Genomic DNA, 25,164 nt, shown 5'->3' with positions numbered 1-25,164 from the left:
ATGAGAGATATTCAGTGGGAGCACATTTTTGATATCCAATTAGCCATTGAATCCTTTCCATATGTTATGCAGGGGATCTGGTATACTTTGCTTATTTCATTAGTGAGTATGGCAGCAGGGCTGATTATCAGCTTATTTTTAGCTGTGGCAAGAGCTTCAGACCGTTCCTGGCTTCGCTGGCCTGCCCGGATATATATTTCATTTATGAGGGGCGTCCCCATTCTGATTATATTATTTATGCTGTATTTCGGCTTTCCGTTTATAGGAATAGAATTTAATGCTGTGACAGCGGCGTTAATCGGATTCAGTTTAAACAGTGCAGCTTATATGGCAGAAATTAACCGTTCCGCCATCGCTGCCGTTCCAAGAGGGCAGTGGGAGTCGGCCCGGTCACTCGGCTTCTCCTACTGGCTGATGATGCGCCGGATCGTGCTGCCCCAGGCTTCCAGAATTGCCGTTCCTCCGCTGACAAACGTGCTGCTCGACTTAATTAAAGCCTCATCGCTGGCTGCCATGATTACAGTCCCTGAGATCTTTCAGATGTCGCGTATCGTCGCAGGGCGTGAAATGGACTACATGACCATGTTTATCCTCGTCGCTCTCATATACTGGGGAATCTGTTCAGTGATGACTGTGCTGCAGAATTACCTTGAAAAACGCTTTGAGAAATACGGTGAAATATAAAAGCTGAACCACGCGGCATGTGCCGCGTGGTTTTTTAAGTTCAGGCTTTAATTGTTAATCAACTGGTGCTGCTTTGTTTACTTCCGTTTGAAACCCCCGCTCTGCAGGCTCTTTCAGCCACTTTATGGAAAGTATGATAAAAAGCAGTGAAGCGAAAACATATAAGGAAGTGATTCCTAACCATTCTGCAGCCATGTATCCAATCAGCGGACCGAGGGCTGCCCCTGTGTCCTGTGCGACTGATAGGGTTGTCATAACGTGAACTTTAGATGATCTTTGTGCGACGTCAGCAGCAAGAGAAAGAACAATTACTTCCATAGCTGTACCAATTACCTGCAGACCGAGCATAATAGCTATAAACATAAATAACGGCATTGGCAAAGGGGCAAAAACCATGAGCACAGCCGCTCCCCCCAGAAGCCCTGCGAAAACAGGAGCCCGTCTGGCAGTCCTGTCTGCAAAACTGCCAAGTAACGGTGAAAGCCACGGCTCCCATAAAATCCGGATTGACTGAATCGAACTTGCAAGTGTAGAAGCCCCTACCGCGAGTCCTACTAACATGAACTCAGAATCAATTTGCAGGTTAACAAGATAGCTGAGCGTTGATTTGAGAATTCCATCATATACAACTGCTATACACATCGCACTGGCAAGTACAGTAATTACCGACTGTTGAATAATCACTTTCTTAAAAGGAACGGTTTCTTTATTAGTAATAAATTCAGTGGAAGACTGTTTGCGATCCAGCCCCGTAAAAATAAATGGAAGAGTGAGTAAGCTTGCTGCAGCAAAGACCGTCATTACTGGGGAAATGCCGAACTGGTCCACCGCAAGCCCCCCTAAGATCATGCCAAGCAGGGCACCTGACCGGTGGATTCCTTTATGAAGTCCAAACAAATAACCCCTGTTGCTGTTGTCCGAAAAAGCAGGAATGGCAAGATAAGCGCCAAGTTTTAAAAACGTCCATGCTAAGCCCCATAAACAGCGTGCTATAAGAAGGATCCAAAAAGACTGGAAAGCGCCGTAACAGAAAGTAGTTATAGCGGCCAGAATCATCCCCAAAATAAATCCCTGACGATAAGATATTCTTTTATAAAGCCATGCCACCAGCGGGTTTAACGGCAGACGTATAAACCTGTTAACAGACAGGAGCACCCCTATTTGCCATAAAGCATGAAGCCCCATCTCTGTCCAGTATAAAGGCAGTATAATGTAAAGGAGTGCGTCCCCAAATAGCGAAACAGCTGTAGCAGCTGCCATCACAATTACTTGTTTTTTTGCATTAATTTGACCTGTCGACACTTCAAAAATCCTCTCCATTCCTGAGTACTCTGTCTATCATAAAGCAAACCTTCAGACAGATAAGGACGAGAGAGAATTTTTTACAAGATCTTAAGTTTCAATTCGTAATCTGTTTATATTTCCCGCTACTGACGGCGGGTAGGTTGCAGAGTTGGTAGCTTGGCAGGTAGAGTCGGTGCTACCGGGGTAGCACCGACGTAGCACCTACAAACGTATCAGGTAGAAAAACGGCGAAAACGAGAGAAAGAGTGAGCCGGAAGAGAGTAACAGAGAAGCAGGTGCTACCGGAGTAGCACCTACGCAGCACCTACAAACGTATCAGGTAGAAAAACGGCGAAAACGAAAGTAAGAGTGTGCCGGAAGAGGGTAACAGAGAGGTAGGTGCTACCGGGGTAGCACCTACGTAGCACCTACCAACGTATCAGCTAGAAAAACGGCGAAAACGAAAGTAAGAGTGTGCCGGAAGAGGGTAACAGAGAGGTAGGTGCTACCGGGGTAGCACCTACGTAGCACCTACCAACGTATCAGCTAGAAAACTGGCAAAAACGAAAGAAAGAGGAAGCTGGAAGAGGGTAACAGAGAAGTAGGTGCTACCGGAGTAGCACCTACGTAGCACCTACCAACGTATCAGGTAGAAAAACGGCGAAAACGAAAGTAAGAGGAAGCTGGAAGAGGGTAACAGAGAAGTAGGTGCTACCGGAGTAGCACCTACGCAGCACCTACCAACGTATCAGGTAGAAAAACGGCGAAAACGAAAGTAAGAGGAAGCTGGAAGAGGGTAACAGAGAAGTAGGTGCTACCGGAGTAGCACTCTGTACCTGCGACGAGCAAGCCTGGGGGCGGCGCAGGAGCACCTACCTTCCTCTCTCAGGCATCGCCGTTTCTGAACCCGCCTTCTGAATGGATGACCTGTCCGGTTACCCAGGCTGCATCATCACCAGCCAGAAATGAAGCCAGTTTGGCGGCGTCTTCCGGTTCCCCCAGCCGGCCGGATGGAAATCTGGGCAGCAATTCTTTTTTAATGTCTTCATTCATCCAGCCCGAATTAGTTGGACCAGGGTTAATTGCATTAATAGTAATGTGTTTTTCAGCCAGGGTTGATGCCAGCGTATAAGTTAACGTTTCTACGGCTGATTTCGTCAGAACATACGACAGTTCATCGGGCATCTGCCCCCGGCTCCAGCCGGTAGTCAGATTGATAATACGCCCATTCCTCCCTTCCTTTTTGGAAAAACAATCAACAAACGCTTGTGTTAACAATGTGACAGCTCTCACATTCACTTTATAATGGCTGTCCAGCTTCCCTGCAGTAATCGTGCTGATCGAATCATTCACTGAATAACACGCGTTATTGACAAGTATATCAGGGGCTGAACCAAAGGTTTTCGCGGCGAAATCGAGCAGCGTAACCGGAGCCGCCGGAGCCGTGAGGTCAAGCTCTATATTTTCACATCTTACCTTATGCGATTCCAGCTCTCTTTTAAGTAAGGCAGGTTCACTGCTTTCCACTCCCCATGGCATAGACTGATCATAGTCCGTCCAGTAAGTGAACAGAATATCCGCCCCTTTCCTTGCAAACTCCCTGCAAATCGCTGCACCTATCCCCTGGCTGCGGCTCACTCCTGTAACTAAAGCTGTTTTTCCTGTTAAAAATGCCAAACTGCCTCACTCCATTCCGCTAATTATCTGCTTGTTTGTATTCGCCATATAAGCGGAAAAGACCTTCAAAGTTATTTGCACAAAAAAAGACCGGCACATCTGCCGGCCTAGTTCATGTTTATGATAAAGCGTTAGTTAGAGGAGGTACAATCTGCTTTTTTCGTGAAACGACGCCTTCGAGTGTCGCTTGGCTGTCTTCAAGCTTTACATCAAAAGCTTTTTCTACCGCTTCAGTCTGTTCACCTGTTGCTAAGGCGATAGAGTCATTTTTCAGGATATCAGTCACCGCTAAAACAAACAGGCTTAGTTCTTTTTCCGACACAGCCTTTTTCATAGCTGACAAGACATCATCTTTACGGTTAAGCACGTCATTTGAATCGACCACATTTACCTGGGCGATTTGAACTTTATGGTCTCCCATTGTAAATTCTTTCGCATCCATAGTCAGGAGCTGATCAACAGATTTACTGCTCATGTCTGCCCCAGCTTTAAGCATCTCAAGGCCGTATTCCTCAAGGTTAACACCTGCAATTTCAGCCAGGTCTTTAGCCGCAGCCACGTCTTCTGCCGTGCAAGTCGGCGATTTAAATAACAGGGAGTCTGAGATAATCGCAGATACCATCAGTCCTGCAATCTCTTTCTTAATCTCTACGTTGTTTTCTTTAAACAGCTTGTTTAAAATCGTCGCTGTACAGCCGACAGGCTCAGCACGGTAGTAAAGCGGACCTTCTGTTTCAAAATTAGCAATTCTGTGGTGGTCGATGACTTCAAGGACTTGCACCTGATCAATATCCTTGGCGCTCTGCTGGCGTTCATTATGGTCTACTAAAATGACTTGGTTCACTTCATTTGCAACTGTATTCACCTGACGGGGGGCGTCCACTCCAAAATGATCAAGAGCATACTGGGTCTCAGCGCCCACTTCGCCAAGCCGGACTGGTTCAACAGCCAGGCCCAGTTCTTTTTTTAAATCAGCATAAACAAGCGCTGAACAAATCGTATCGGTATCCGGGTTCTGGTGCCCAAAAATTAAAACTTTTTCTTCACTCATGACATGCCACTCCTTTTCGTCTCTTCAATACGGTTTATTTTATCACGACGGAGGGTGAGATGTCATCGCTTGATAGGAAACACCTGTTTACTTGATTCGTTTACTGCGGTTTAAATCAACTTTTACATTTACATTAACCGGCATTTCTTCATACTGTTCACGCCAGTCACCCTCTATTTTTTTCCATACATCCGGAAACTCTTCCGCTATCATGTCCGCTGCGCCAAAGACATCAGATTGAGCTTTCTGAACTTTGGCGATTGAATTCTCGACAATTGAAATGACCTCTTCTTCCACGTCTTTTGTGACTTCAGGAATATCTTCTTCACTTAAAAATGCTACCGTATGCTCTTTTTCAATATCAGAAATATCTCCCTGCAAATTTATATCTACGTTCATTTCCAGGCTGGCATCATCTGCTTTCTCAACGCTTACTTCGGAATTAGATTCCCGGAAACTGACTGTAATTAATTGCTCGTCTTTTGAACTGATGCTTACTAACCCTTCGCCTCTGTCCAGTGCCCAGGATAATCCACGGGCATCCAAGCTGTGCAAAGAATCCACCATGAGATCCTCTTTAAATAAAGCCATACCGTCAATATGGACCTGGCCTTCTTTATGTGTAATAATCGGCAACACAAGATCTTGATTCTCATTAAGATAACGTTTACTTGCTTCCAGCAAGTTCACAGCAAAAGCCAGTCCCGCGTCTTCAGCCTGATCCATGATTCCTAAATACGCCTGGCTCGGGATGTCTTCCAGGCCTGTCCTCTTTTCCATTACAGATTTAGCATTAGGCGAGGCAACCGAAATCCAAATAAACGGCCGTAAGACGTGGTCACGCAATGTATAAGACAGGATTGATGAAACTCCTTTTTCTCTCAGAAGCTCTTCACTGGCTATTATATTTGATACATGACCGTATTTTGGTTCTCTTGCTAGAAACTCTTTAGCTTTAAATACCGCTGTCTGTATGGAATCAGCTGTTTCTGAAACCATAAAAAAGGCGTCTTCTTCTCCCTGTCCACCCTGGTCTCCGGCAGCCAGCATTTTTGTTAAGGCAACCATTTGGTGGACCTCAAACGGGCCATCCTCCTCTGCTAAATCAAATCCAAGTGAAGTCACCCACGCTGCTTCCTCTATTTCCTGACTGTCCCAGCATCCCGGGAGGAGCAGGAGAGCAGCCAGTCCAAATAATGATAATAAAAATTTCTTTCGCATAACCCGCCCCCTTACTTAGCTAAAGCAGCTTCTTAAATTTTTTCCAAGGTGCAGACATCGTAGTTTTCCACGGCAGATGGATGACGCTGTCTGATAAATCATCAGGTGACATCGGAGCGAAAGGCTCCATCATTGCATTGCCAAACGAACGCATTTTCAAAAGGTGGGTCAGGAGCACCATCAGTGCAAAACCGATACCTAACAGCCCTAACGTCGATGCCAGAATAATTATCGGAAAACGCAAAAAACGAATGGCGTTCGCAAAACTGTACTGGGGGATGGCGAACGTTGACAAGGCGGTCATCCCGACGATAACAACCATAATATTACTGACAATTCCAGCATTTACGGCTGCTTCACCAATAACTAATACACCGACAATACTAATGGCAGGACCTATCGGCTGCGGAAGCCTTAATCCGGCTTCGCGTAAAATCTCAAATGCTACTTCCATCAGTAATGCTTCTAATACGGCAGGTAAAGGGATGCCTTCTCTTGTTGCCGCAATCGTAAAAAGCAACGGCGTCTGAATAATTTCATGGTTAATTGTTGTCGCCGCTACATATAACGAAGGGAGCAGCAATGCAATGAAAAGCGCCATCCAACGGACAATCCGCATCAGGAAAACCTGAGGATACCTTTCATAATAATCATCACTTGATTGCATCATGCTGTTAATGGAGGCCGGAACAATTAAAGCAAATGGGCTTCCGTTTACAAGAATACATACTCTTCCTTCCAGAATATCCCCCGATACAACATCAGGTCTTTCTGTCACTTTAATAGACGGCAGCGGTGACATCGGGTTGTCTTCAATTAATTGCTCGACATATCCGGACTCTAATACAGCTTCGAGGTCAATCTGGCCTAACCGTTCTCTTACTTCTTCCACCACCGAAGCTTTTGCTTTATCTTTTATATAACCTATCATTACTGAATTAGGTGAAACAGTGCCTACCTCATATTTTTCAAAAATAAGTTTTGAATGATTAACATGCGTGCGGATCAATCCTAAATTTGTCTGGATCGATTCAACAAACCCTTCCTGAGGGCCCCTGGTCGCTCTTTCTACTATAGGCTCTTGAACGCCCCTTTGTTCCCACCCTTTCGATTCGGCAATAATCCCCCCTTCTTCTCCCTCAACTAAAAGACATGTATCTCCCGCTAAAATAAATTCGTTTATTTCATTGAGATTTTTAATTACCTTAGTTTCAGAGACGGTAATAAGACTCGTAAGCTCCTCCAGGGAATGAGTATTTTTAGCCGTGCCGGTAAAATTTAATATCAGGGGCCTGACTACATGTTGGCTAATGACCGCCGTATCCACTAACCCGTCCAGGTAAATAACAGCAGCCTGACGGGAAGACGGATCCATTAATGAAAACCGGCGGATAACCAAATCTTCTGTTTCACCAAACGACTGATTAATTGCCTGTAAATTCTTCTCAAGTGCATTTTCCATATTAATCACCCCTTCACACGCCGAATTAATGCTACAAGCATTAATAAAGCCGGTATCCCGACCTGAAGCGGCAATGCATGCAGCAGCCACTTTTCAGGCATTAGAAAACCAATGATTTCATGTATATTATCAAAAACTAAATATGACCAGATGAACATTAAAGAAATCACAATCCAAATAGCGTTTTTAAATTGTTTCATCTGGAACATTGACTGCACACCTGCCGCCCCTCCATACAGAAGGACACTAAGTTTTACTGCCATTGAACCGAGCCATAACAAAGACACCAGCCATTCAATCCGTTCAACCACTACACCAAAAGATATAGCCGAAGCGACCTCGAACGACGGAAAAATAGTCAGTCGGACTAAGTCTTCTCCAAGCACCGCAATAAGAACGACAGCTGCTGCTGAAACCATAATTGAATTAATAACTGTACTAATAATAATTGCACGGGGCCCGTCTTTAAACTGGTTCAAATGAGGAAGCAGCAGCAGAACTACCCAGGATACTTCTCCAAAAACCCCTAGAGGCGTAAAGGATTGTTGTATCAGTTCCCCCATATGTAATTCCCAGGGTGCCGGCACTTCACCGAGCTCCCACCGGTTGGCTGAGCCAAAATAAATAAACAAGCTGGCAAAAATCACAAAAAATGCCATTATTACTCCTTGCCTTCCTAAAACTTCTACCCCGCCCCTCACAATTTGAACGGCTAACAGGGCTATAAGAAGTGAAAAAATAAACAGCGGGGTGTCAAGATACTTAAGGCTCGTGTAGTATTCTGAAAATTGGCGTATTGTCACGCCTCCCCAATCTATGAGTAAAACCACAATAATGAAATTAATAATCCAACCTAAAAAGGTTCCCATAATTTTTTTTGAATACTGAAAAACCGTCTGTCCGGGAAAACGGCTTGAAAGCTTGTAAACAAACAAGCCAATCAACAAACCGAAACTGCCCGCAATGAGAGGTACCATCCACGCTTCTTCTGCAAAAGGCTCACTTTTAACAATATATCCGTATGTTAAGGTCCCCGTTAATTTAGTCGCTACAATAACCCCGACTAACTGAGTCCACGAGATTTGCTGAATATTTTTCAATTTAATTCCTCATTTCATGCCGCCCTGTAAATCTTTCTTTACTCCTTTTCCTTTACATTTTTTACTAGTGTTTTTAAAAACAAGGCTTTTATACAGATAATGGTGGATTTTTTTATTAAGTATGTGGAGATGGTAGCACCCACCTGCCTGTTACTCTCTTCCGGCTTCCTCTTACTTTCGTTTTCGCCGGTTTTCTACCTGATACGTTGGTGGGTGATACGTAGGTGCTACCCCGGTAGCACCCACCTGCCTGTTACTCTCTTCCAGCTTCCTCTTACTAGCGTTTTCGCCGGTTTTCTACCTGATACGTTTGTTGGTGCTGCGTAGGTGCTACCCCGGTAGCACCCACCTACCTGTTACTCTCTTCCGGCTCACTCTTACTCGCGTTTTCGCCGGTTTTCTTCCTGATACGTTGGTGGGTGCTACGCAGGTGCTACCCCGGTAGCACCCACCTGCCTGTTACTCTCTTCTGGCTTCCTCTTACTCGCGTTTTCGCCGGTTTTCTTCCTGATACGTTGGTGGGTGCTACGCAGGTGCTACCCCGGTAGCACCCACCTACCTGTTACTCTCTTCCGGCTCACTCTTACTCGCGTTTTCGCCGGTTTTCTTCCTGATACTTTGGTGGGTGCTACGCAGGTGCTACCCCGGTAGCACCCACCTACCTGTTACTCTCTTCCGGCTTCCTCTTACTCGCGTTTCCTCCTGTTTTCTTCCTGATACGTTGGTGGGTGATACGTAGGTGCTACCCCGGTAGCACCTACCTACCTGTTACTCTCTTCCAGCTTCCTCTTACTCGCATATCCTCCAGTTTTCTTCCTGATACGTTTGTTGGTGCTACGTGGGTGTTACTCCAGTTGCACCAACTTGCCAAGCTGTCTGCCAAGCTACCTACCCGCCTCCCCGCTAGCCGCACAAAATTACCCCGTGCCTCAATGGCACGGGGTAATAAGCTATCTATACACTGAAGTATCGTCCTTCGGGGTGGGCGAATACCATGGCGGAGACGCTTGCTTCAGGTTCCATCATGTATTCGTCAGTCAGTTGGACACCGATTTTTCCCGGGTCAATTAGTTTGAACAGTTTGGCCTGGTCTTCCAGGTTCGGGCAGGCCGGGTAGCCGAAGGAAACGCGGACGCCCTGATAACGTGCGGAGAAACGCTCTTTCATTGTGAAGTCAGGAGAATCAGGAAAGCCCCATTTATCGCGCATGAGCTGATGAACACGCTCAGCAAAGGCTTCGGCGACTTCCAGAGCTACCGCCTGAATCATATGGCTGTCGAGATAGTCTCCGGCTTCTTTTGATTCTTCTGCCATTTGCCGCACGCCTTTTCCGGCTGTCACAGTCAAAAATCCAACATGGTCCATTTCTCCACTGTCCACGGATCTCAGAAAGTCTGCTAAGCAAAGGTACGGCTCTTTCGTTTGTCTTGGAAACTCAAAGCGCTCTAATACTTTGCTGTGGTCTTCCGGGTCATAGACCAGCACGTCGTTCCCGTCGGACTGGGCAGGGAAAAACTGATACATGCCGTCCGCCTGAAGAAAGCCTTCTTTTTCAGCACGCACCAGAAGATCATTTACCTTTTCTTTCAGCTGAATGGTTTTTTCATCCCCGCGTTCAAGGTTTCGCTGAATGTTACCCTGGATGCCCAGATGCTGCCCGAGCAGCGTCTGCATGTTCACATACGGATGCAAATGGGATAGCCTGTAATTTTTCAGGACGTGCTGCTTGTAATCCTCAGGCTTAAACAACGGGGCGTCTTTAGCCACCTTAGAACGTGGTGCCTCAAGAGTGGCTGTGGCAGCACCTCCGGCAGTACCTCGGCCGCTTCCGTTTGCTTCAGCTTCTCTGATCTGTTTCTGTCTTTCCTGATGAGCCGTAACGAGTTGTTCGCGGTCGTCAGGGCGGGCGAGCTTGTTTGCTAGCTCCAGGCCTGTCATCGCATCTTTGGAGTACAGGACAAGCCCTTCATATTCCTTAGATATTTTGTTCTCGGTGAAACGGCGTGTTAAGGCGGCGCCCCCCACGAGGATCGGGATGTTAATGCCCCGTTCCCGAAGATCGTTCGCTGTTAGAACCATCTGCTGGGTGGATTTTACGAGCAGGCCGGACAACCCAATGGCATCAGGGTCTTCCCTTTCTATCGCTTCAATTAATTCATTTGAAGTGACTTTAATACCGAGATTAACGATCTGGAAGCCGTTATTTTTTAAAATAATTTCTACGAGATTTTTGCCTATATCATGGACGTCGCCTTTAACCGTGGCAAGCAGGATTTTTCCTTTACCGCGGTCATCCTCTTTCTTTTCCATATGAGGCTCGAGATGAGCGACAGCCGCTTTCATTGCTTCGGCGCTCTGGAGCACTTCGGCTACAATCAGTTCGTTGTTGTTAAACAGCTTACCGACTTCGTCCATGCCGTCCATTAAAGGCCCGTTAATAATTTCCAATGGTGTATCATATTTTTCAAGGGCTTCATCCAGATCTTTAAAGAGACCTTCTTTCGTCCCTTCGATAATATATTCTGCCAGGCGCTCCTCCAGAGTAAGAGTTGAAGCTTCAACTTTTTTCTTAGGCTTTTTCTCGCGGTAAAAAGCTGTAAAAGTAGCTAATGTTTCATCCCCTGTACGGAATAACAGGTCATCTGCCAGCTGCTTCTCTTCTTCGGAAATAGAGCCGTAACGTTCAAGTTTTTCTGTATTAACGATTGCATAATCAAGACCTGCTTTCGTGCAATGGTACATATAAGCCGCATTAAGCACTTCCCGGCCCAACGGCGGCAGGCCGAATGACACGTTGCTGACGCCAAGAACAGTAAGGCAGTCAGGCATATCTTCTTTAATCATACGAATGCCTTCTACTGTGGCTTCAGCAGAACCGATATATTGCTCGTCTCCCGTACCAACCGGGAATACGAGCGGGTCAAATATAATATCCTGCGCAGGAATGCCGTATTTGTTTACGAGTAACTCATAAGACCGGCGGGCTATATCAAGTTTCCTCTCCGCTGTGACACCCATTCCTTCTTCATCGATGGTGCCGACGATAACGGCAGCGCCGAACCGTCTGACGAGAGGCGCTACTTTTTCAAACCGTTCCTCCCCGTCTTCAAGGTTGATTGAATTTATAATAGCCTTCCCCTGTGAAAAAGTCAGGGCCCGCTCGATGACAACCTCGTCAGTGGAGTCAATCATTAACGGCACTTTTACTTTATTAATGACGTGCTGTAAAAAGTTTTCCATATCAGTTAATTCATCACGGTCAGGATCTGCGACACACACATCGATCACATGGGCGCCTTTCTTCACCTGGGCACGGGCTATTTCGGATGCTTCTTCAAACTTTTCGTCGGCAATCAGCCGTTTAAATTTTCGTGAGCCGATTACATTAGTCCGTTCACCCACGAGTAAAGGACGCATAGAGTCGTCGTATACAAGCGGCTCAATTCCCGAGACGGCATGCGGATGTCCGCCTTGAGGCTGGCGGGGCTCGTACCCTTTTACGGCTTCAGACATGACGCGGATATGCTCTGGTGTTGTTCCGCAGCAGCCGCCGACAATATTCAGCCAGCCTTTTTTGGCGAACCCTTCCAGTTTAGCGGCTAACGACTGGGGAGATTCGTGATAATGCCCTTCTTCATCAGGCAGCCCGGCATTAGGGTAACAGTGCACGTAGGTCGTTGATAACTCAGATAAAGATCTGAGGTGATCCTGCATGAATTCAGGTCCGGTCGCGCAGTTCAATCCGACCACTGTCGGATTCATATGCTCAAGGGAAATGTAAAAGGCCTCAATCGTCTGGCCTGCAAGCGTGGTCCCCATCGGCTCAATTGTTCCGGAAACGATTAACGGCACGTGGATCTCCCGCTCCGTTGTTACTTGTTCAATGGCCACATAAGCTGCTTTTACGTTCCGCATATCCTGGCTTGTTTCAAGAAGAAGAAGATCCACACCACCGTCAAGCAAGCCTTCTACTTGTTCGCGGTAGGATTCTGTCAGTTCCTCAAACGTTGTTCCACCTGTAACGGATAACGACTTTGTAGTAGGCCCCATCGCTCCGGCTACAAACCGTCTCTTACCTTCTTCTGAAAAATATTGTGCTTCTGCGGCAGCAAGCTCCGCTGCTTTTTTGTTCAGTTCGTATGCCAAGTGCTGGAGGTCATAATCGGCCAGCACGATATTCGTTGCTCCGAATGTATTCGTCTCAATAATATCCGCCCCTGCTTCAAGGTATTCACGGTAAATCCGTGTAATCACATGAGGCGCGGTGACGTTTAAATATTCGTTGCAGCCTTCATACGCTTCACCGCCAAAGTCATCGGCTGTTAAATCAGCATTTTGAAGCATGGTGCCCATGGCTCCGTCCAGGACAAGGATGCGTTGTTTTAATTCTTGTTCAAAAAGGGACTTTTCCATGACTATCGTCCTTTCTATTGCTTACTTTCTATATATTTGTTCTGTCCGGTGCCTGGATCGTAACCGGCTGGTCTTTTTCTACAATGTGCCGGGTTAATTCGGCTGTTATTCCGTACCTTAAGAACGGTGTGATTAAATAGATGCTCGGGAAATACTCAAGAGCCGCATCTGTCAGTTCTTTAGCAAGAGCAATTCCTTCCCGCTGGCTTGCTTCCCTGTCACCCCCGTGCTTGGCCATACTGTCCCTGACACTTTGGGTTAACGATATTCCAGGTACTTCATGGTGCAGGAACTCCGCATTACGGCTGCTCACGAGAGGCATGATACCTACATAAACCGGTACAGGCAGGTGCTTTGTCGCTTCGTGTATCTCCTTAAACTGTTCCACACTGTAAACTGGCTGACTCATAAAGTAGTCTGCGCCAGCTTCGATTTTTTTCTCCAGACGTTTCACTTCTCTGTCAAGCCGTCTCGCATTCGCATTAAAAGCGGCGGCGACAGTAAATGACGTCTTAGCACCTAAATCTTTACCCGAAAATGAGATGCCTTCATTCAACTGTTTAATCAGGCGGATTAGGTCAAGGGAGGCCATATCATAAACAGAAGATGCGCCTGGAAAATCCCCCACTTTTGCCGGGTCGCCTGTAATGGCCAGCACATCATGAATACCAAGAGTATGCATCCCTAACAAGTGCGACTGCAAACCGATCATATTTCTGTCCCTGCAGGCGACATGAAGAAGAGGACGCGCATTCGTCTGCTGTTTCATAAGCGAGCCAAGTGACAGGTTATCAATTCTGGCTGAGGCCAGTGAATTATCAGCTAAGGTCACCGCATCCGCTCCGGCATCTTTTAAGGCCTGAGCCCCTTTCATAAATTCGGGAGCTTTGGATAAAGCTTTTGGCGGATCTAATTCAACAATAACTGACTTTCGGTTTTTTGAAAAATCAGGAAGCCGTTCCGGGGGTTCCGGAGCATTCACTACGACTGAAGGTGTTTCTTTTTCCTTCACAACTTTTTCTGTGACTGGTTTGAGGCCTTTCTTATCTACTGCCTCACGAATCGCCTGCACGTGTTCCGGAGTGGTTCCGCAGCACCCGCCGATTAGCCGCACTCCTTCTTTTACTAACGATTCAGTCATATCTCCAAAATAGGTAGGATTTGACTGGTAAAAGAAGCGGCCGTCACGCACATTTGGCAGGCTCGCGTTTGGGAAAACACACAGGGCTGCTTCCTCAAGTAATGGCACTTCCTCAAGAGACCTGAGCATATGGTAAGGCCCCATCCGGCAGTTCAGCCCTGCCACGTCAGCCCCTGCTTCTTCAAGGCGTCTGAGCCCGTCAGTGAGTGCAATTCCTCCTTGCAGGACACCTATGTCACCCAAGGTCACCTGTGCCACGACCGGTTTATCTGTCCGGCTCCGGATATACTCAACAAGTTGAATTAATTCCTCAATATCATAAAAAGTTTCCAGTAAAAACCCATCGATATCTGTTCGTAAAAGAACGTCGGTTTGTTCTTTCAAACTGGAGAATATCTCTTCCTCATGAAATTCTTTATGGTGGATGCTTCCGATCCCGCCAATTGTCGCAAACACATAGGTGTGCTCAACTGCTGCATCTCTCGCGATTTCCACCGCTTTTGTGTTAATTTGTTCCATTTGGCCTTCAAGCTGGTAACGGCTCAGTTTCAATGAATTTGCCGCGTACGTATTCGTCTGGATTATATCTGCTCCGGCTTCAATGTAGCGCGCGTGTACAGCGCGGATTTTTTCCGGTTCGGTTAAATTTAATTCTTCAAAACATCCGTCTGCGCCTTGCTGGTATAGCAGGGTACCCATAGCTCCGTCGCCAATAAGAATGTCTTGTTTTAAGTCTTCTCTAAACCCCATACAGGTACTCTCCTCTCTGCTGTTCTAGCTATCTATTTTATTAAACGCCTGTTTAAGGTCTTCAATTAAATCTTCTTCTCTTTCCAGTCCAACTGACAATCTCAGAAGACCGTCAGATATTCCCCGCTTCTCTCTTTCGTGCGGAGGCATAGCGGCATGCGACATCTTTGCCGGATAGGAAAGAATCGATTCCACAGCCCCAAGGCTTACTGCAAAAACAGGAATCTTAACGGCTTCTACCACTTTTTTCACCGCAGCACGATCGGCCAGTTCAAACGAGAGCACTGCCCCCGGTCCGTCTGCCTGGGACTTGTTTAAATTATAGCCTGAATGGCTTTCGAGCCCTGGATAATACACCTTGCTTACTTCAGGCTGTTCAGTAAGCCAGAGAGCTATATTTTGCGCAGCTTTTGAAGACAGTTCCATTCTGGCATGCATCGTCTTTAACCCTCTCATAATGAGCCAGCAGTCATTAGGCCCAAGGATTGCTCCAAAGCTGTTTTGTAAAAATTTAATCTGCCCTGCCAGATCAGGGTCTTTCACTACAGCAAGACCGGCTACCACATCACTGTGCCCGCCGATAAATTTGGTGGCGCTGTGGACGACAATATCCACATCTAAATCAAGCGGCCGCTGCAGGACAGGGGTCATAAACGTATTATCAAGGACTGTTAAACAGCCATTTTCCTTTGCCAAAGCCACAATGTCCCGGATAGGCGTCACTTTCATTGTCGGGTTGGACGGGGTTTCTATATGAATCATTTTCGTATTCGGCTTAATCGCCCGTTTCACTTCTTCCACTTTTGTCATATCGACAAAGGTATGTTCAATACCATGACGTGTTAAAACTTCCGTAGTGAATCGGAAAGTGCCTCCATATACATCATCTGTGATCACTAAGTGATCTCCGGCTGACAGCATCATAAAAACGGTTGAAATAGCTGCCATCCCTGATGAAAAGGCAAAAGCATCTGTACCGTTTTCCAGCTCCGCGAAAGTCTCTTCCAGTGCGTGCCTTGTCGGGTTCCCTGACCGCGCGTAATCATACTCGCCAAATTGATCAAGGTCTTCCTGATGGAACGTTGAAGCCGGCTGAATAGGAACACTGACGGCTCCTGATGCCGGGTCGGTTTTATGCTTATGGTGGATTAACCTGGTTTGTATGCTGTAGTCATTACTGCTCATTCTTTTCCTCCATTCACGCCGCTCGCGTCATTTAATGCCTGATTTAAATCTTCTATTAAGTCATCTGCTGCTTCAATGCCTACTGAAAACCTGAGAAGTTTGTTGCAGACGCCCAGTTTATTTCTGACCTCTTCCGGTACATCTGCATGCGTCTGGGTTGCCGGATAAGTCATTAAGCTTTCTACGCCTCCGAGACTTTCTGCAAAGGTGATGAGATTAAGCTTTTGTAAAATCGGATTGACCCAGCTTTCATCTTTAACCCGGAAGGAAAGCATGCCTCCCCTTCCCGGATAGATGACGTCCTGTACAGCCGGGTGGTCTTTCAGAAACCCGCTGACTTCCTGTGCGTTCTGTTCATGCTTTTCCATTCTGAGAGTCAGTGTTTTTAAACCTCTGATAACAAGCCATGAATCCAATGGCGATAAAATCGGCCCCATACTGTTAAAGTTATAGAAAATTCTCTCGGAAAGCTCTTCTCCTTTTGAGACCACAAGGCCTGCGATCACATCGTTATGGCCCGATAAGTATTTTGAAGCACTGTGGATGACAATATCTGCGCCTTCCAGAATAGGCCTCTGCAGAAGAGGCGTATAGAAGGTGTTATCCACGATCAGCAGGAGACCATGCTCTTTAGCCAGATCGCTGAACGCTTTAATATCTGCTTCGTGCATAAGTGGATTGGTTGGTGTTTCTATAAATAATGCTTTCGTATTTTCAGAGATATTATCTTTGAAAAATTGAATATCTGCTGCGTCCCCGTATTTAAATGACAATCCCCAGCGTGTCCATCCTTCTTCAAACAGCCGGTATGTTCCGCCATATAAATCACTTGACGCCAGAATCTCATCTCCGCTCCGGAATAAGGAAAGCACCACCTGAACGGCTGACATGCCCGACGAACAGGCAAAGCCCCTGTCTCCCCCTTCCAGTTTTGCGATGGCTTCTTCAAGCAGCTCCCTGGTCGGATTGCCAGTGCGCGAATAATCATACCCGGTCGACTGGCCGATTCCCTCGTGGCGGTAAGCTGTAGAAAAATAAATTGGCGCACTGACCGCTCCTGTCGCTGACTCACTTCTGTTGCCTATTTGAACGAGCACTGTTTCAAGCTCCTTGCGGTATTTACTCATGTGAAATGACCCCTTTCTGTCCTTGCACTACTGATTCTTTATTAATGAGATTAGAAAACTTGGTTTACTGCCACGCCAAGTCTGGCGGAAGAGTTAGGATTTATATACTTTAACAGGGTTAAACCATCTTAAAGTACGAAAAACCTTCTTCTTAAAAGTAAGAAGAAGGCTGACATTATAATTCCAATTAGTCTTCTTCTTATCTTTACAAGCATCTGCTTGCAGGAATTAGCACCTGACCCTAAACGCGCGGCTGGTTGCTGAGACTTCAACGGGCCTTTCCCTCCATCTCTCATGATAAGAACCTGTATAACTATTTTTTTGTAAATGATTGTTCCCCATTGTATCGGATGTCAAGGGAAGATGCAACAGCTTTTGTGAATTTTCTGTTAACTGGAAATATGTTACAGGAGAATAGACTCAATTTAAAATCCCCGGTTCTATAAACCAGGGAATCATCTTATCTGTTTACTTTATTACGGGTATATGGATTTCAAACTCCATCTCTTCGTCTAATACGTGATCAGCGGGGTATAACTCAATTTTTATCGGCAGCTCATCATAAGAATCTACTTCTTCCGGTTTGAGAGCCGTTAATCCTCTTTCATAGATGTTTTGCAGAACTTCTGTATAAGAGTCTCCGATATTTTTGCCCTTTTCGTGTCTGAAGATTAAATAATCGGCTTCTGGCAAGTGGCACAGTTCAAAGCCGTCGGGGACCGAGGTTCCTTCTTTAACTTCCCAGCCTGCATAGTGCGTAAAGCCGCCTCTGCGGTCGTGGATCGACACACCGGCAAATTCGTGATCGTTCACTTTATCTTCAATTTCGTCTTTCCTGCTGCTAACTTCTTTAATTACTTTTCGAATGTCCCCTCTAAATGCTTCCTCAAATGTCCCTTCCCATTTTAAACCGACAATAAGTCTTTCTTTCATACCCCTTATTTTCATAAATTTTCCCCTTTCACATGTGATTGATGGTTTGGCCAAAAGTGTTTCATCAGCTCTTCAGCCCAAAAAAATAACGCAAGTTTTAATATAGTTTACCATGTTCACTTCAAATTTCTAAATTTTCTATAATTTTTTTCGCCAAAAAGGTTTCTATTTTTCAAACTTGTGGTATTATCTAATTGTACAATTGTTAAACACTGCTTTAACATTACTTTTACAAAAGTAATTAACTGGAAGTAATTGAGTGGTGTCTGACAAAAAATAAAAAGGAGATGATTAAGTTGAAAAAATGGTTCAGTGCTGGTTTCGTGTTTATGCTCTTATTTGGTATTTTTGCAGGTACGGCTTTAGCAGACGGACATGAGGACAATGCAATGGTTCGAGTATTCCATGCTTCCCCTGACGCTCCTGAAGTGGATGTATATGTAAATGGCGAAGCGGCTGTAGAAGGAGCCGGGTTTAAAGATATTACCGGCTATCTGGAACTGCCGGCTGGTGATCACGATGTAGCTATCTTCCCTGCTGGTGAAGGCGGCGAAGGTGATCCTGTTATTGAAGAAACGCTGACTATTGAGGCTGGCCATTCCTATACAGCAGCAGCCACAAATCTGCTTGAATCTCTAACGTTGGAAGTTATTCATGATGACAATACAGTAGATGAGGGAATGACTAAAATCCGTGTTGGACATTTATCGCCAGGTGCTCCAGCAGTTGATGTAGGACTGGCAGGCGGCGATGCTTTATTTGAAGGAGCAGAGTTCTTTGCCGTAACAGACTATTTAGAATTAGACCCTGGTACTTATGACCTTGAAATCCGGGCTGCAGGCACTGAGGACGCAGTATTAGACTTATCCGGAACTGAGCTTCAGGAAAATATGATTTACTCAGCATTTGCAGTTGGTGAAGATGCAGACAATCTTGAGGTGGTTGTTGTAGCGGATGAAGCTCATCACATGCCTTCTGAAATGCCGCAAACAGGTATGGGAGGAGCTTACCAGTCCAACAGTTTCCTTCCACTGATGTTAACTTTTGCAGCAGGCGGTGCGCTTTTCTTCATCATTTTTCGCAGAAAAGCAGCTTTCCAGGCGTAACATAATGAGATTCCTTTCGGCGATCCTGCTGACTTTCATTCTTGCTTCCTGTGGCGGAATGAACGAAAGCAGTCCCGAGCCTGAGCGGGACGACTTAACCCGTGCAGAGGATGAAGCCGTGACTGTTTCGGCTTCAGAAATTGATGACAAGATGACTTTTCCTGCGATTGAAAATAAAAAGAGGGCTCAAAAAAAGAAAGACGAGCCCTCTGAAGAAGTATCATCTATAGAGCCATCTCAGCCGGTGGAGCCTGTTTACAGCGCCTCCTCCCAAGGGATTATTCCAGACACCATTGAAATTCCCGCCCTGGACGTCAAGGCAGACATTACTCAAGTCGGTTTAAAAGATGACGGGGCGATGGAGGTTCCTGATGACGGCGACCTGGTTGGCTGGTTTAACAGGGGGGTCAAACCCGGAGGTGCAGGAAATTCAGTATTAGCAGGCCATGTGGATGACCGGACGGGCCCCGCTATTTTCTTTGACCTGAAGGATTTAGAGATTGGGGACGTCGTCAAAGTACGTGACGGTGACGGCACAGAACTTACTTTTGAAGTCAAAAGCCGTGAGATTTATCCTTACGATGATGCTCCTATTTCAAAAGTGTTCGGCCCTTCTTCTTCGAGAAATTTAAACCTTATCACTTGCACAGGGGAATTCGACCGTGATCAGGGAACACACCGCGAACGGCTTGTCGTATTTACTGAATTAATAGAAGAAACGCAGACCTGAAAAAGGTCTGCGTTTTATATTTTAAGTCTCGTCTTCTACTTTTTTTCTGTGCTTATATATGCCAATCTTGTGGAAGATGGCGAATTCTTTCTGAGCCTGGCGGGCACGCTTGCTTTTAATCCCCATGCTGTCTATAAACTTTTTTATAAAACTTTTAGGAATGCCGTACTTATCCGATGCTTTGCCTATCGCATCTTTTTTCCGGGAATTATAAATAGTCATGCCATTTATAGCAAAAAGGACGGCTGCAAATTCTTTTCTTGAAAGACGTGTGCCGTTCTCTTTTAAGTAAGTCTTAAGTTTAGTAAAATTGGCCTCTCGCGCCTGCTCAATACTATTACGGTCGGTACCCACCGAAAACCACCGCCTTTTTATCTATTATACCCCACTGAGAGGACGAAAGGTTGACAGAATGCTTAGATTTGTTACAATCTTAAGAAATTGAATGGATCTACTGGGGGTGCCCTGACAACGGGCTGAGAAAAAGGAATGCCTTTTAACCCTGAGAACCTGATCTGGTTAAAACCAGCGTAGGGAAGTAGTCGGCGATTAAAACTGTTTTCCGTGACCAAAGTCGGGTTCTTTCATTGTAAGTGAGAGGGCTTGGCTTTTTATTTTGCTCTCCAAACCTGAATTAGGGAGTGTTCGCTTTGACAAGGACAAACAAATTAACTCTTATGGCCATGCTAATTGCAATTGGCCTCGTTGGGGCAGCCTTTATCTGGTTTCCTGCAGGGGTGGCACGCGCTTACCCGGTTCAGCATGCTGTCAATGTAATCGCAGCTGTCATACTTGGTCCGGGCCCTGCCGTTCTGGTCGCTTTTGCGATCGGATTATTACGAAATATGCTTGGAATCGGGACAATACTTGCTTTTCCGGGCGGGATGGCAGGAGCTTTACTTGCAGGGCTGGCATACCGCTGGATCAGAAAGAAGCCGGCAGCGGCGGCGGGAGAAGTGATCGGAACAGCGGTTATCGGATCCCTTCTGGCCGTTCCATTAGCCCAGTTTTTTCTTGGCCAGGCAGCAGGTGTCTTCTTCTTTATCCCCGCTTTCTTCGTAAGCAGTGCTTCCGGGGCGTTACTGGCCTGGTTTATATTGAGCCGGATTCCGGAAAACAAACTCCCCAAATAACGTGAATTTTTCACATAGGGGTCAGACCCCTATGTGAAATTATTTAAAAACAATACGTGAAACTCCTATTTAAACACGGAGGCTTCAAAGGTGATAGTTTCATCAGTCCCCTCGGGGTATCGCCCATGTTCGTAATTACTTGAAATAATAATGTTCTGAAATCCTGCCTGCTCAAGGATCAGGCGAAATTCTTCCACTCCATACCACCTGAGCGGGAATCGTTCCAATTCTGTCTGTATAAGTGTCCCGTTTCTCCACTTTTCGTATCTGCCATGAGAAACAGTATATTGGTGAATAAAATTTACTTCAGCCAGTTTATTTTCGTGAGTAATGACGTCTCCGTTTGCACATTCCCACGTCTTAACAGACGCCCGGCCAATATCAAAGTCTCCCGGCATAATTAAGTCGAGTATCAGTTTACCTCCATCCTTAAGGTGTTTTTTAAAGTTTACTAAAGCCTGAAGAGATTTATCCCGTTCATGAAGTAGCAGGAAAGTCCCTGTAGGAACAATAATCGCTTCATATTTCTTATCTGAAGTAAAAGACGCCATTTCAGCTTCATAAAGCAACGGATTCAGACCCCGTTCTTCACAATGGCCTCTGCAGATTTTCAGCATATCCGAAGACACATCAAACCCTTCGATCTTGATGCCGGATTCCAGTAAAGGAATAAGGATTCTTCCAGTGCCTGCTGCCGGTTCCAGCACAGGTCCTTTGACTTCCTTCAATCTTTCTTTGTAAAACTCGATATCCCCGAATGAATGGCCGACCGGCTTATCCATATCGTATACTTCAGCAGACAAACGGCTGTAATAGCTAAGCATACACTCTCCCCCTTGCACTTTTAAATATTCGCCATTAATCATTCGACGTTCTCTCGTTTTCCCCTTTATTTTTCATAAGGCAATAAGCGGTAATGAAGCCATTTTATTAAATAAAACGCTTTTATCCCCTCCGCCTCACGACACACAATTTTCATATATTATAAGCAAACAAATTACTATACCGTACAGAGGTATGGTAAAATAAAACCGAATTAACCTTTGATTTTCAAGATATAAATAAACATATATGCTAATACCCCTTTGAAAAAGGACAGGAGGGAACTCTGTTGGATAACAAAACCCAGGACTTCAGTGTGCGTGGAATGACGTGCGCGTCGTGTGTCGCACGAGTAGAAAAAATTATAAACAGAAAAGACGGAGTCGATTCTGTGAGCGTAAATTTAGCTACTAATCAGGCTCAGGTCAGATACAACCCTGAAGAAATATCTGAAGATGACATTGTCAATGCCATCAGTAAAGCAGGGTATGAAGCTGCCCCTAAAGCTGATCCTGCTGTAAAAAAATATTTATTTTCTGTTAAGGGCATGACCTGTGCCTCTTGCGTCGGCCGTGTAGAGAAAGTAATCGGCAGACTTGACGGTGTAGAAAATGTATCAGTGAACCTTGCTTCAAACCAGGCGCAGGTGGAAACGAAAGACCCCGCATTTGACCCTGAAAAGGTCATTGATAAAGTGACTAAAATCGGGTATGAGACTGCTCTGCTCGAAGAAGAAATGCCCCGCTCTGATGAAGATGAACAGGAGCAGGAGGCAGCGAAACTGAAAAAAGATTTTACGTACGGGGCCATCGTTACGTCAATTGTTCTGATTGGCAGCATTCCGCACATGATGCCCGGATGGGGTGAATGGGTGCCGGATTTTATTGCAAATCCCTATTTCCTGCTGCTGCTCACGACTTATGTGCAGCTCGTGCCGGGCTGGCGTTTTTACAGAAACAGTTATAAAATCTTAAAAAATAAATCGGCTGATATGAATGTCCTCGTCGCAATGGGAACGACCTCAGCTTGGGTATACAGTGGAGCGATGACTCTGTTCCCTGAGACGCTGACTAACATGGGCTTCCCTTATCAGCTTTACTACGATGTCACCACGGTTATTACGACACTTATTCTTCTCGGACGCTACTTTGAAGCGAAAGCGAAGGGAAAAACGTCAAATGCCATTAAGAAACTGATGAACATGCAGGCAAAAACAGCCAGAGTGTCGAGAAACGGTGAAGAAGTTGATATCCCGATTGACCAGGTTGTCATCAATGATAAAATTATTGTAAGACCAGGAGAAAGAATTCCTGTAGACGGCATTGTTATTAAAGGAAAATCGTCAGTCGATGAATCCATGCTGACAGGGGAATCAATTCCAATAGAAAAAACAGCTGACGATGAGGTCATTGGAGCGACAATTAATAAATCGGGAAGCTTCACTTTCCGGGCGACAAAAGTCGGAAAAGAAACCGCACTCGCCCAAATCATCCGCCTCGTTAATGAAGCCCAGGGGTCTAAGGCTCCTATTCAGCGGATCGTCGATGTGATCTCTGCTTATTTCGTGCCTGCCGTCGTGCTGATTGCCACTTTATCTGCGATTGTATGGTACTTTATCGGCCCGGCACCGTCTACTATTTTTGCCCTGACGACATTTATCGCTGTATTGATTATTGCCTGCCCGTGTGCCCTCGGCCTGGCTACTCCTACAGCCATTATGGTAGGTACTGAAAAAGGCGCCGAAAACGGTGTATTAATTAAAGATGCCACAAGCCTTGAAAAAGCACATAAAACGGATATCGTCGTGCTTGATAAAACAGGAACCATTACAGAGGGGAAACCTAAAGTAACAGATATAATTAAGGATGGAAAGATGTCTGAGGATGAGCTGCTGGCTCTTGCGGCTTCCGTAGAGACAGCTTCAGAGCATCCATTAGGCGATGCGATTGTCCAGGCAGCTAAAGAGAAAGAACTTGAACTTGCTGAGCCGGACTATTTCAATTCCATTACCGGCCAGGGGATCGAAGCGACCCTGGGACAAAAAGAAGTTTATATCGGTAATGCGAAATTAATGAAAGAGCGCAGCATCCAGCACAATGACATGTTAAATAAAGCAGACCAGCTGGCAAACGAAGGTAAAACTCCGATGTTCGTGGCTGTAGACGGGATTTGCATGGGTGTCATTGCTGTGGCTGACACTGTGAAAAAAGATTCTGTAAAAGCCATCCAGCAAATGAAAGATTTAGGACTTGAAGTAGTGATGATCACCGGGGACCATCACCGGACCGCCCAGGCAATTGCTAATGAAACAGGCGTGGACCGGTTCATTGCCGAAGTCCTGCCTGAAGATAAAGCGAAGGAAGTATCGGCACTTCAGGCGGAAGGAAAAATCGTTGCAATGGTCGGGGACGGGATCAATGACGCTCCTGCCCTGGCACAGTCTGATGTCGGAATTGCAATTGGGACAGGAACGGATGTGGCCATGGAAACGGCCAATATCACACTCATGCGCGGGGACCTTTTAAGTGCCGTCACGGCCCTCCGCCTTTCCAAATCAACGATGAGAATGATCTGGCAGAACCTCGGCTGGGCGTTCGGGTATAATATTGTTTTAATACCAGTTGCTGCCGGCATGCTTTATCCTTTCTTCGGCATTCTTCTTAACCCTATGCTTGCTGGAGCGGCGATGGCCTTCAGTTCTGTTTCTGTCGTACTGAATACACTGAGGCTGCGTTCGTTTAAGACGCTTTAAGTTCACACCTCCTTAGGCTGTTTAGCTTGTTTACCGTTGTGGTAAATGGATTACAACAACCTAATGGAGGTGTTATTTTATGCCTTGGGATAAAGACGATTATCCTTCTTCATTAAAAAACCTTGATACTCCTATTCGAAATAAAGCCATCGAAATCGCCAATGCGATGATTGACGAAGGATACAAGGAAGGACGCGCTATTCCGATCGCTACTGAACAGGCAAAAGAATGGTATGACAATGCCAGCGACAAAGAAAGAAAAGAAATGAAGTCTATCTCAGATGAAGATTTAAAAGAAAGAGACGATGAAGACGACCAATCCGATTCCCGGCCCGAACTGATGGAAAAAGGCGAACACGTTTATCCTCATGACGATGGCTGGGCCGTCCAGGCCGAAGATGCCAAACAGCCAACACAGGTTTTCGATGATAAACAGGAAGCCATTGAGCGGGCAACAGAAATTGCTAAAAAGAAAGAAACTCACTTAGTCGTTCATAAAGCTGACGGGTCTGTTCAAAAGAAACAGTCCTATGATGAGGTATAGAATGTTCTTAAGTTATAATTGGGATAAAGAATAGTAACCATAAAAAGAT

The 25,164-nt window shown here is 45.8% G+C and carries 19 protein-coding genes and 2 riboswitches; of the genes, 6 read left to right on the top strand and 13 right to left on the bottom strand.

The window, feature by feature from the left end; translation table 11 throughout:
* Nucleotides 1-684 carry an amino acid ABC transporter permease gene (locus tag K8O68_RS16835; RefSeq protein ID WP_230897956.1) on the top strand — a complete coding sequence of 228 codons (684 nt, stop codon included), beginning with the start codon at nucleotides 1-3 and terminating at the stop codon, nucleotides 682-684.
* A gap of 54 nt (nucleotides 685-738) precedes the next feature.
* On the opposite strand, the gene K8O68_RS16830 is transcribed toward K8O68_RS16835, so the two are convergent.
* The 11 genes from K8O68_RS16830 to K8O68_RS16780 all read right to left on the bottom strand — a co-directional run bounded on the left by K8O68_RS16830 (nucleotide 739) and on the right by K8O68_RS16780 (nucleotide 18,043).
* Complete coding sequence (locus tag K8O68_RS16830) at nucleotides 739-2,004, bottom strand: MFS transporter (protein ID WP_230897955.1); 1,266 nt, start codon at nucleotides 2,002-2,004, stop codon at nucleotides 739-741.
* 849 nt (nucleotides 2,005-2,853) lie between these two features.
* The gene (locus K8O68_RS16825) at nucleotides 2,854-3,645 is read right to left on the bottom strand and encodes an SDR family oxidoreductase (protein ID WP_230897954.1); all 792 of its coding nucleotides are present in this window, start codon (nucleotides 3,643-3,645) and stop codon (nucleotides 2,854-2,856) included.
* Between the two features lie 118 nt (nucleotides 3,646-3,763).
* Nucleotides 3,764-4,696, bottom strand: coding sequence for a manganese-dependent inorganic pyrophosphatase (locus K8O68_RS16820; protein ID WP_230897953.1), 933 nt, complete (start codon nucleotides 4,694-4,696; stop codon nucleotides 3,764-3,766).
* Nucleotides 4,697-4,783: 87 nt separating this feature from the next.
* A complete protein-coding gene (locus tag K8O68_RS16815; RefSeq protein WP_230897952.1) occupies nucleotides 4,784-5,917 on the bottom strand; it encodes a Ger(x)C family spore germination protein in 1,134 nt (377 codons plus the stop codon).
* A 19-nt stretch (nucleotides 5,918-5,936) separates the two neighbouring features.
* Complete coding sequence (locus K8O68_RS16810; protein ID WP_230897951.1) at nucleotides 5,937-7,379, bottom strand: spore germination protein; 1,443 nt, start codon at nucleotides 7,377-7,379, stop codon at nucleotides 5,937-5,939.
* Nucleotides 7,380-7,384: 5 nt separating this feature from the next.
* The gene (locus K8O68_RS16805) at nucleotides 7,385-8,479 is read right to left on the bottom strand and encodes a GerAB/ArcD/ProY family transporter (protein WP_230897950.1); all 1,095 of its coding nucleotides are present in this window, start codon (nucleotides 8,477-8,479) and stop codon (nucleotides 7,385-7,387) included.
* Between the two features lie 954 nt (nucleotides 8,480-9,433).
* The gene (metH, locus tag K8O68_RS16800; RefSeq protein WP_230897949.1) at nucleotides 9,434-12,892 is read right to left on the bottom strand and encodes a methionine synthase; all 3,459 of its coding nucleotides are present in this window, start codon (nucleotides 12,890-12,892) and stop codon (nucleotides 9,434-9,436) included.
* A gap of 28 nt (nucleotides 12,893-12,920) precedes the next feature.
* Nucleotides 12,921-14,783 (bottom strand): bifunctional homocysteine S-methyltransferase/methylenetetrahydrofolate reductase, encoded by a 1,863-nt coding sequence (locus tag K8O68_RS16795; protein WP_230897948.1) that lies wholly within the window; start codon nucleotides 14,781-14,783, stop codon nucleotides 12,921-12,923.
* Nucleotides 14,784-14,807: 24 nt separating this feature from the next.
* A complete protein-coding gene (metC, locus tag K8O68_RS16790) occupies nucleotides 14,808-15,968 on the bottom strand; it encodes a cystathionine beta-lyase (protein ID WP_230897947.1) in 1,161 nt (386 codons plus the stop codon).
* Nucleotides 15,965-17,095: a methionine biosynthesis PLP-dependent protein gene (locus K8O68_RS16785; protein ID WP_230897946.1), complete on the bottom strand. Its 1,131-nt coding sequence runs from the start codon at nucleotides 17,093-17,095 to the stop codon at nucleotides 15,965-15,967. Before K8O68_RS16785 ends, metC begins: the two co-directional genes overlap by 4 nt.
* Before the next feature lie 196 nt (nucleotides 17,096-17,291).
* Nucleotides 17,292-17,399, bottom strand: a riboswitch (SAM riboswitch).
* Nucleotides 17,400-17,563: 164 nt separating this feature from the next.
* Nucleotides 17,564-18,043, bottom strand: coding sequence for a GyrI-like domain-containing protein (locus tag K8O68_RS16780; RefSeq protein ID WP_230897945.1), 480 nt, complete (start codon nucleotides 18,041-18,043; stop codon nucleotides 17,564-17,566).
* A 281-nt stretch (nucleotides 18,044-18,324) separates the two neighbouring features.
* On the opposite strand from K8O68_RS16780, the gene K8O68_RS16775 reads away from it, so the two are divergent.
* Nucleotides 18,325-19,134, top strand: coding sequence for a DUF4397 domain-containing protein (locus tag K8O68_RS16775; protein WP_230897944.1), 810 nt, complete (start codon nucleotides 18,325-18,327; stop codon nucleotides 19,132-19,134).
* Nucleotides 19,135-19,138: 4 nt separating this feature from the next.
* On the top strand, nucleotides 19,139-19,864 hold the full coding sequence (locus tag K8O68_RS16770; RefSeq protein ID WP_230897943.1) for a class F sortase: 726 nt from the start codon (nucleotides 19,139-19,141) through the stop codon (nucleotides 19,862-19,864).
* Nucleotides 19,865-19,885: 21 nt separating this feature from the next.
* Here K8O68_RS16770 and K8O68_RS16765 read toward each other — a convergent pair whose 3' ends face one another.
* Nucleotides 19,886-20,218, bottom strand: coding sequence for a hypothetical protein (locus K8O68_RS16765; protein WP_230897942.1), 333 nt, complete (start codon nucleotides 20,216-20,218; stop codon nucleotides 19,886-19,888).
* 92 nt (nucleotides 20,219-20,310) lie between these two features.
* A riboswitch (TPP riboswitch) is annotated at nucleotides 20,311-20,418 on the top strand.
* 96 nt (nucleotides 20,419-20,514) lie between these two features.
* Between K8O68_RS16765 and thiW the strand changes: the two genes are divergently transcribed.
* Nucleotides 20,515-20,997 (top strand): energy coupling factor transporter S component ThiW, encoded by a 483-nt coding sequence (gene thiW, locus K8O68_RS16760; protein WP_230897941.1) that lies wholly within the window; start codon nucleotides 20,515-20,517, stop codon nucleotides 20,995-20,997.
* A gap of 65 nt (nucleotides 20,998-21,062) precedes the next feature.
* Here thiW and K8O68_RS16755 read toward each other — a convergent pair whose 3' ends face one another.
* Nucleotides 21,063-21,821: a methyltransferase domain-containing protein gene (locus K8O68_RS16755; protein WP_230897940.1), complete on the bottom strand. Its 759-nt coding sequence runs from the start codon at nucleotides 21,819-21,821 to the stop codon at nucleotides 21,063-21,065.
* Between the two features lie 287 nt (nucleotides 21,822-22,108).
* Here K8O68_RS16755 and K8O68_RS16750 point away from each other — a divergent pair, with 287 nt between their 5' ends.
* Nucleotides 22,109-24,571: a heavy metal translocating P-type ATPase gene (locus tag K8O68_RS16750; protein ID WP_255717301.1), complete on the top strand. Its 2,463-nt coding sequence runs from the start codon at nucleotides 22,109-22,111 to the stop codon at nucleotides 24,569-24,571.
* Nucleotides 24,572-24,650: 79 nt separating this feature from the next.
* On the top strand, nucleotides 24,651-25,115 hold the full coding sequence (locus K8O68_RS16745) for a DUF2188 domain-containing protein (RefSeq protein WP_230897939.1): 465 nt from the start codon (nucleotides 24,651-24,653) through the stop codon (nucleotides 25,113-25,115).
* Nucleotides 25,116-25,164 lie beyond the last annotated feature (49 nt).

The organism is Salipaludibacillus sp. CUR1, from assembly GCF_021028955.1.
Taxonomy (GTDB): Bacteria; Bacillota; Bacilli; order Bacillales; family Salisediminibacteriaceae; genus Salipaludibacillus.
Note: the sequence above shows the minus strand (reverse complement) of the source record. Positions and strands in the feature narration are given on the sequence as shown.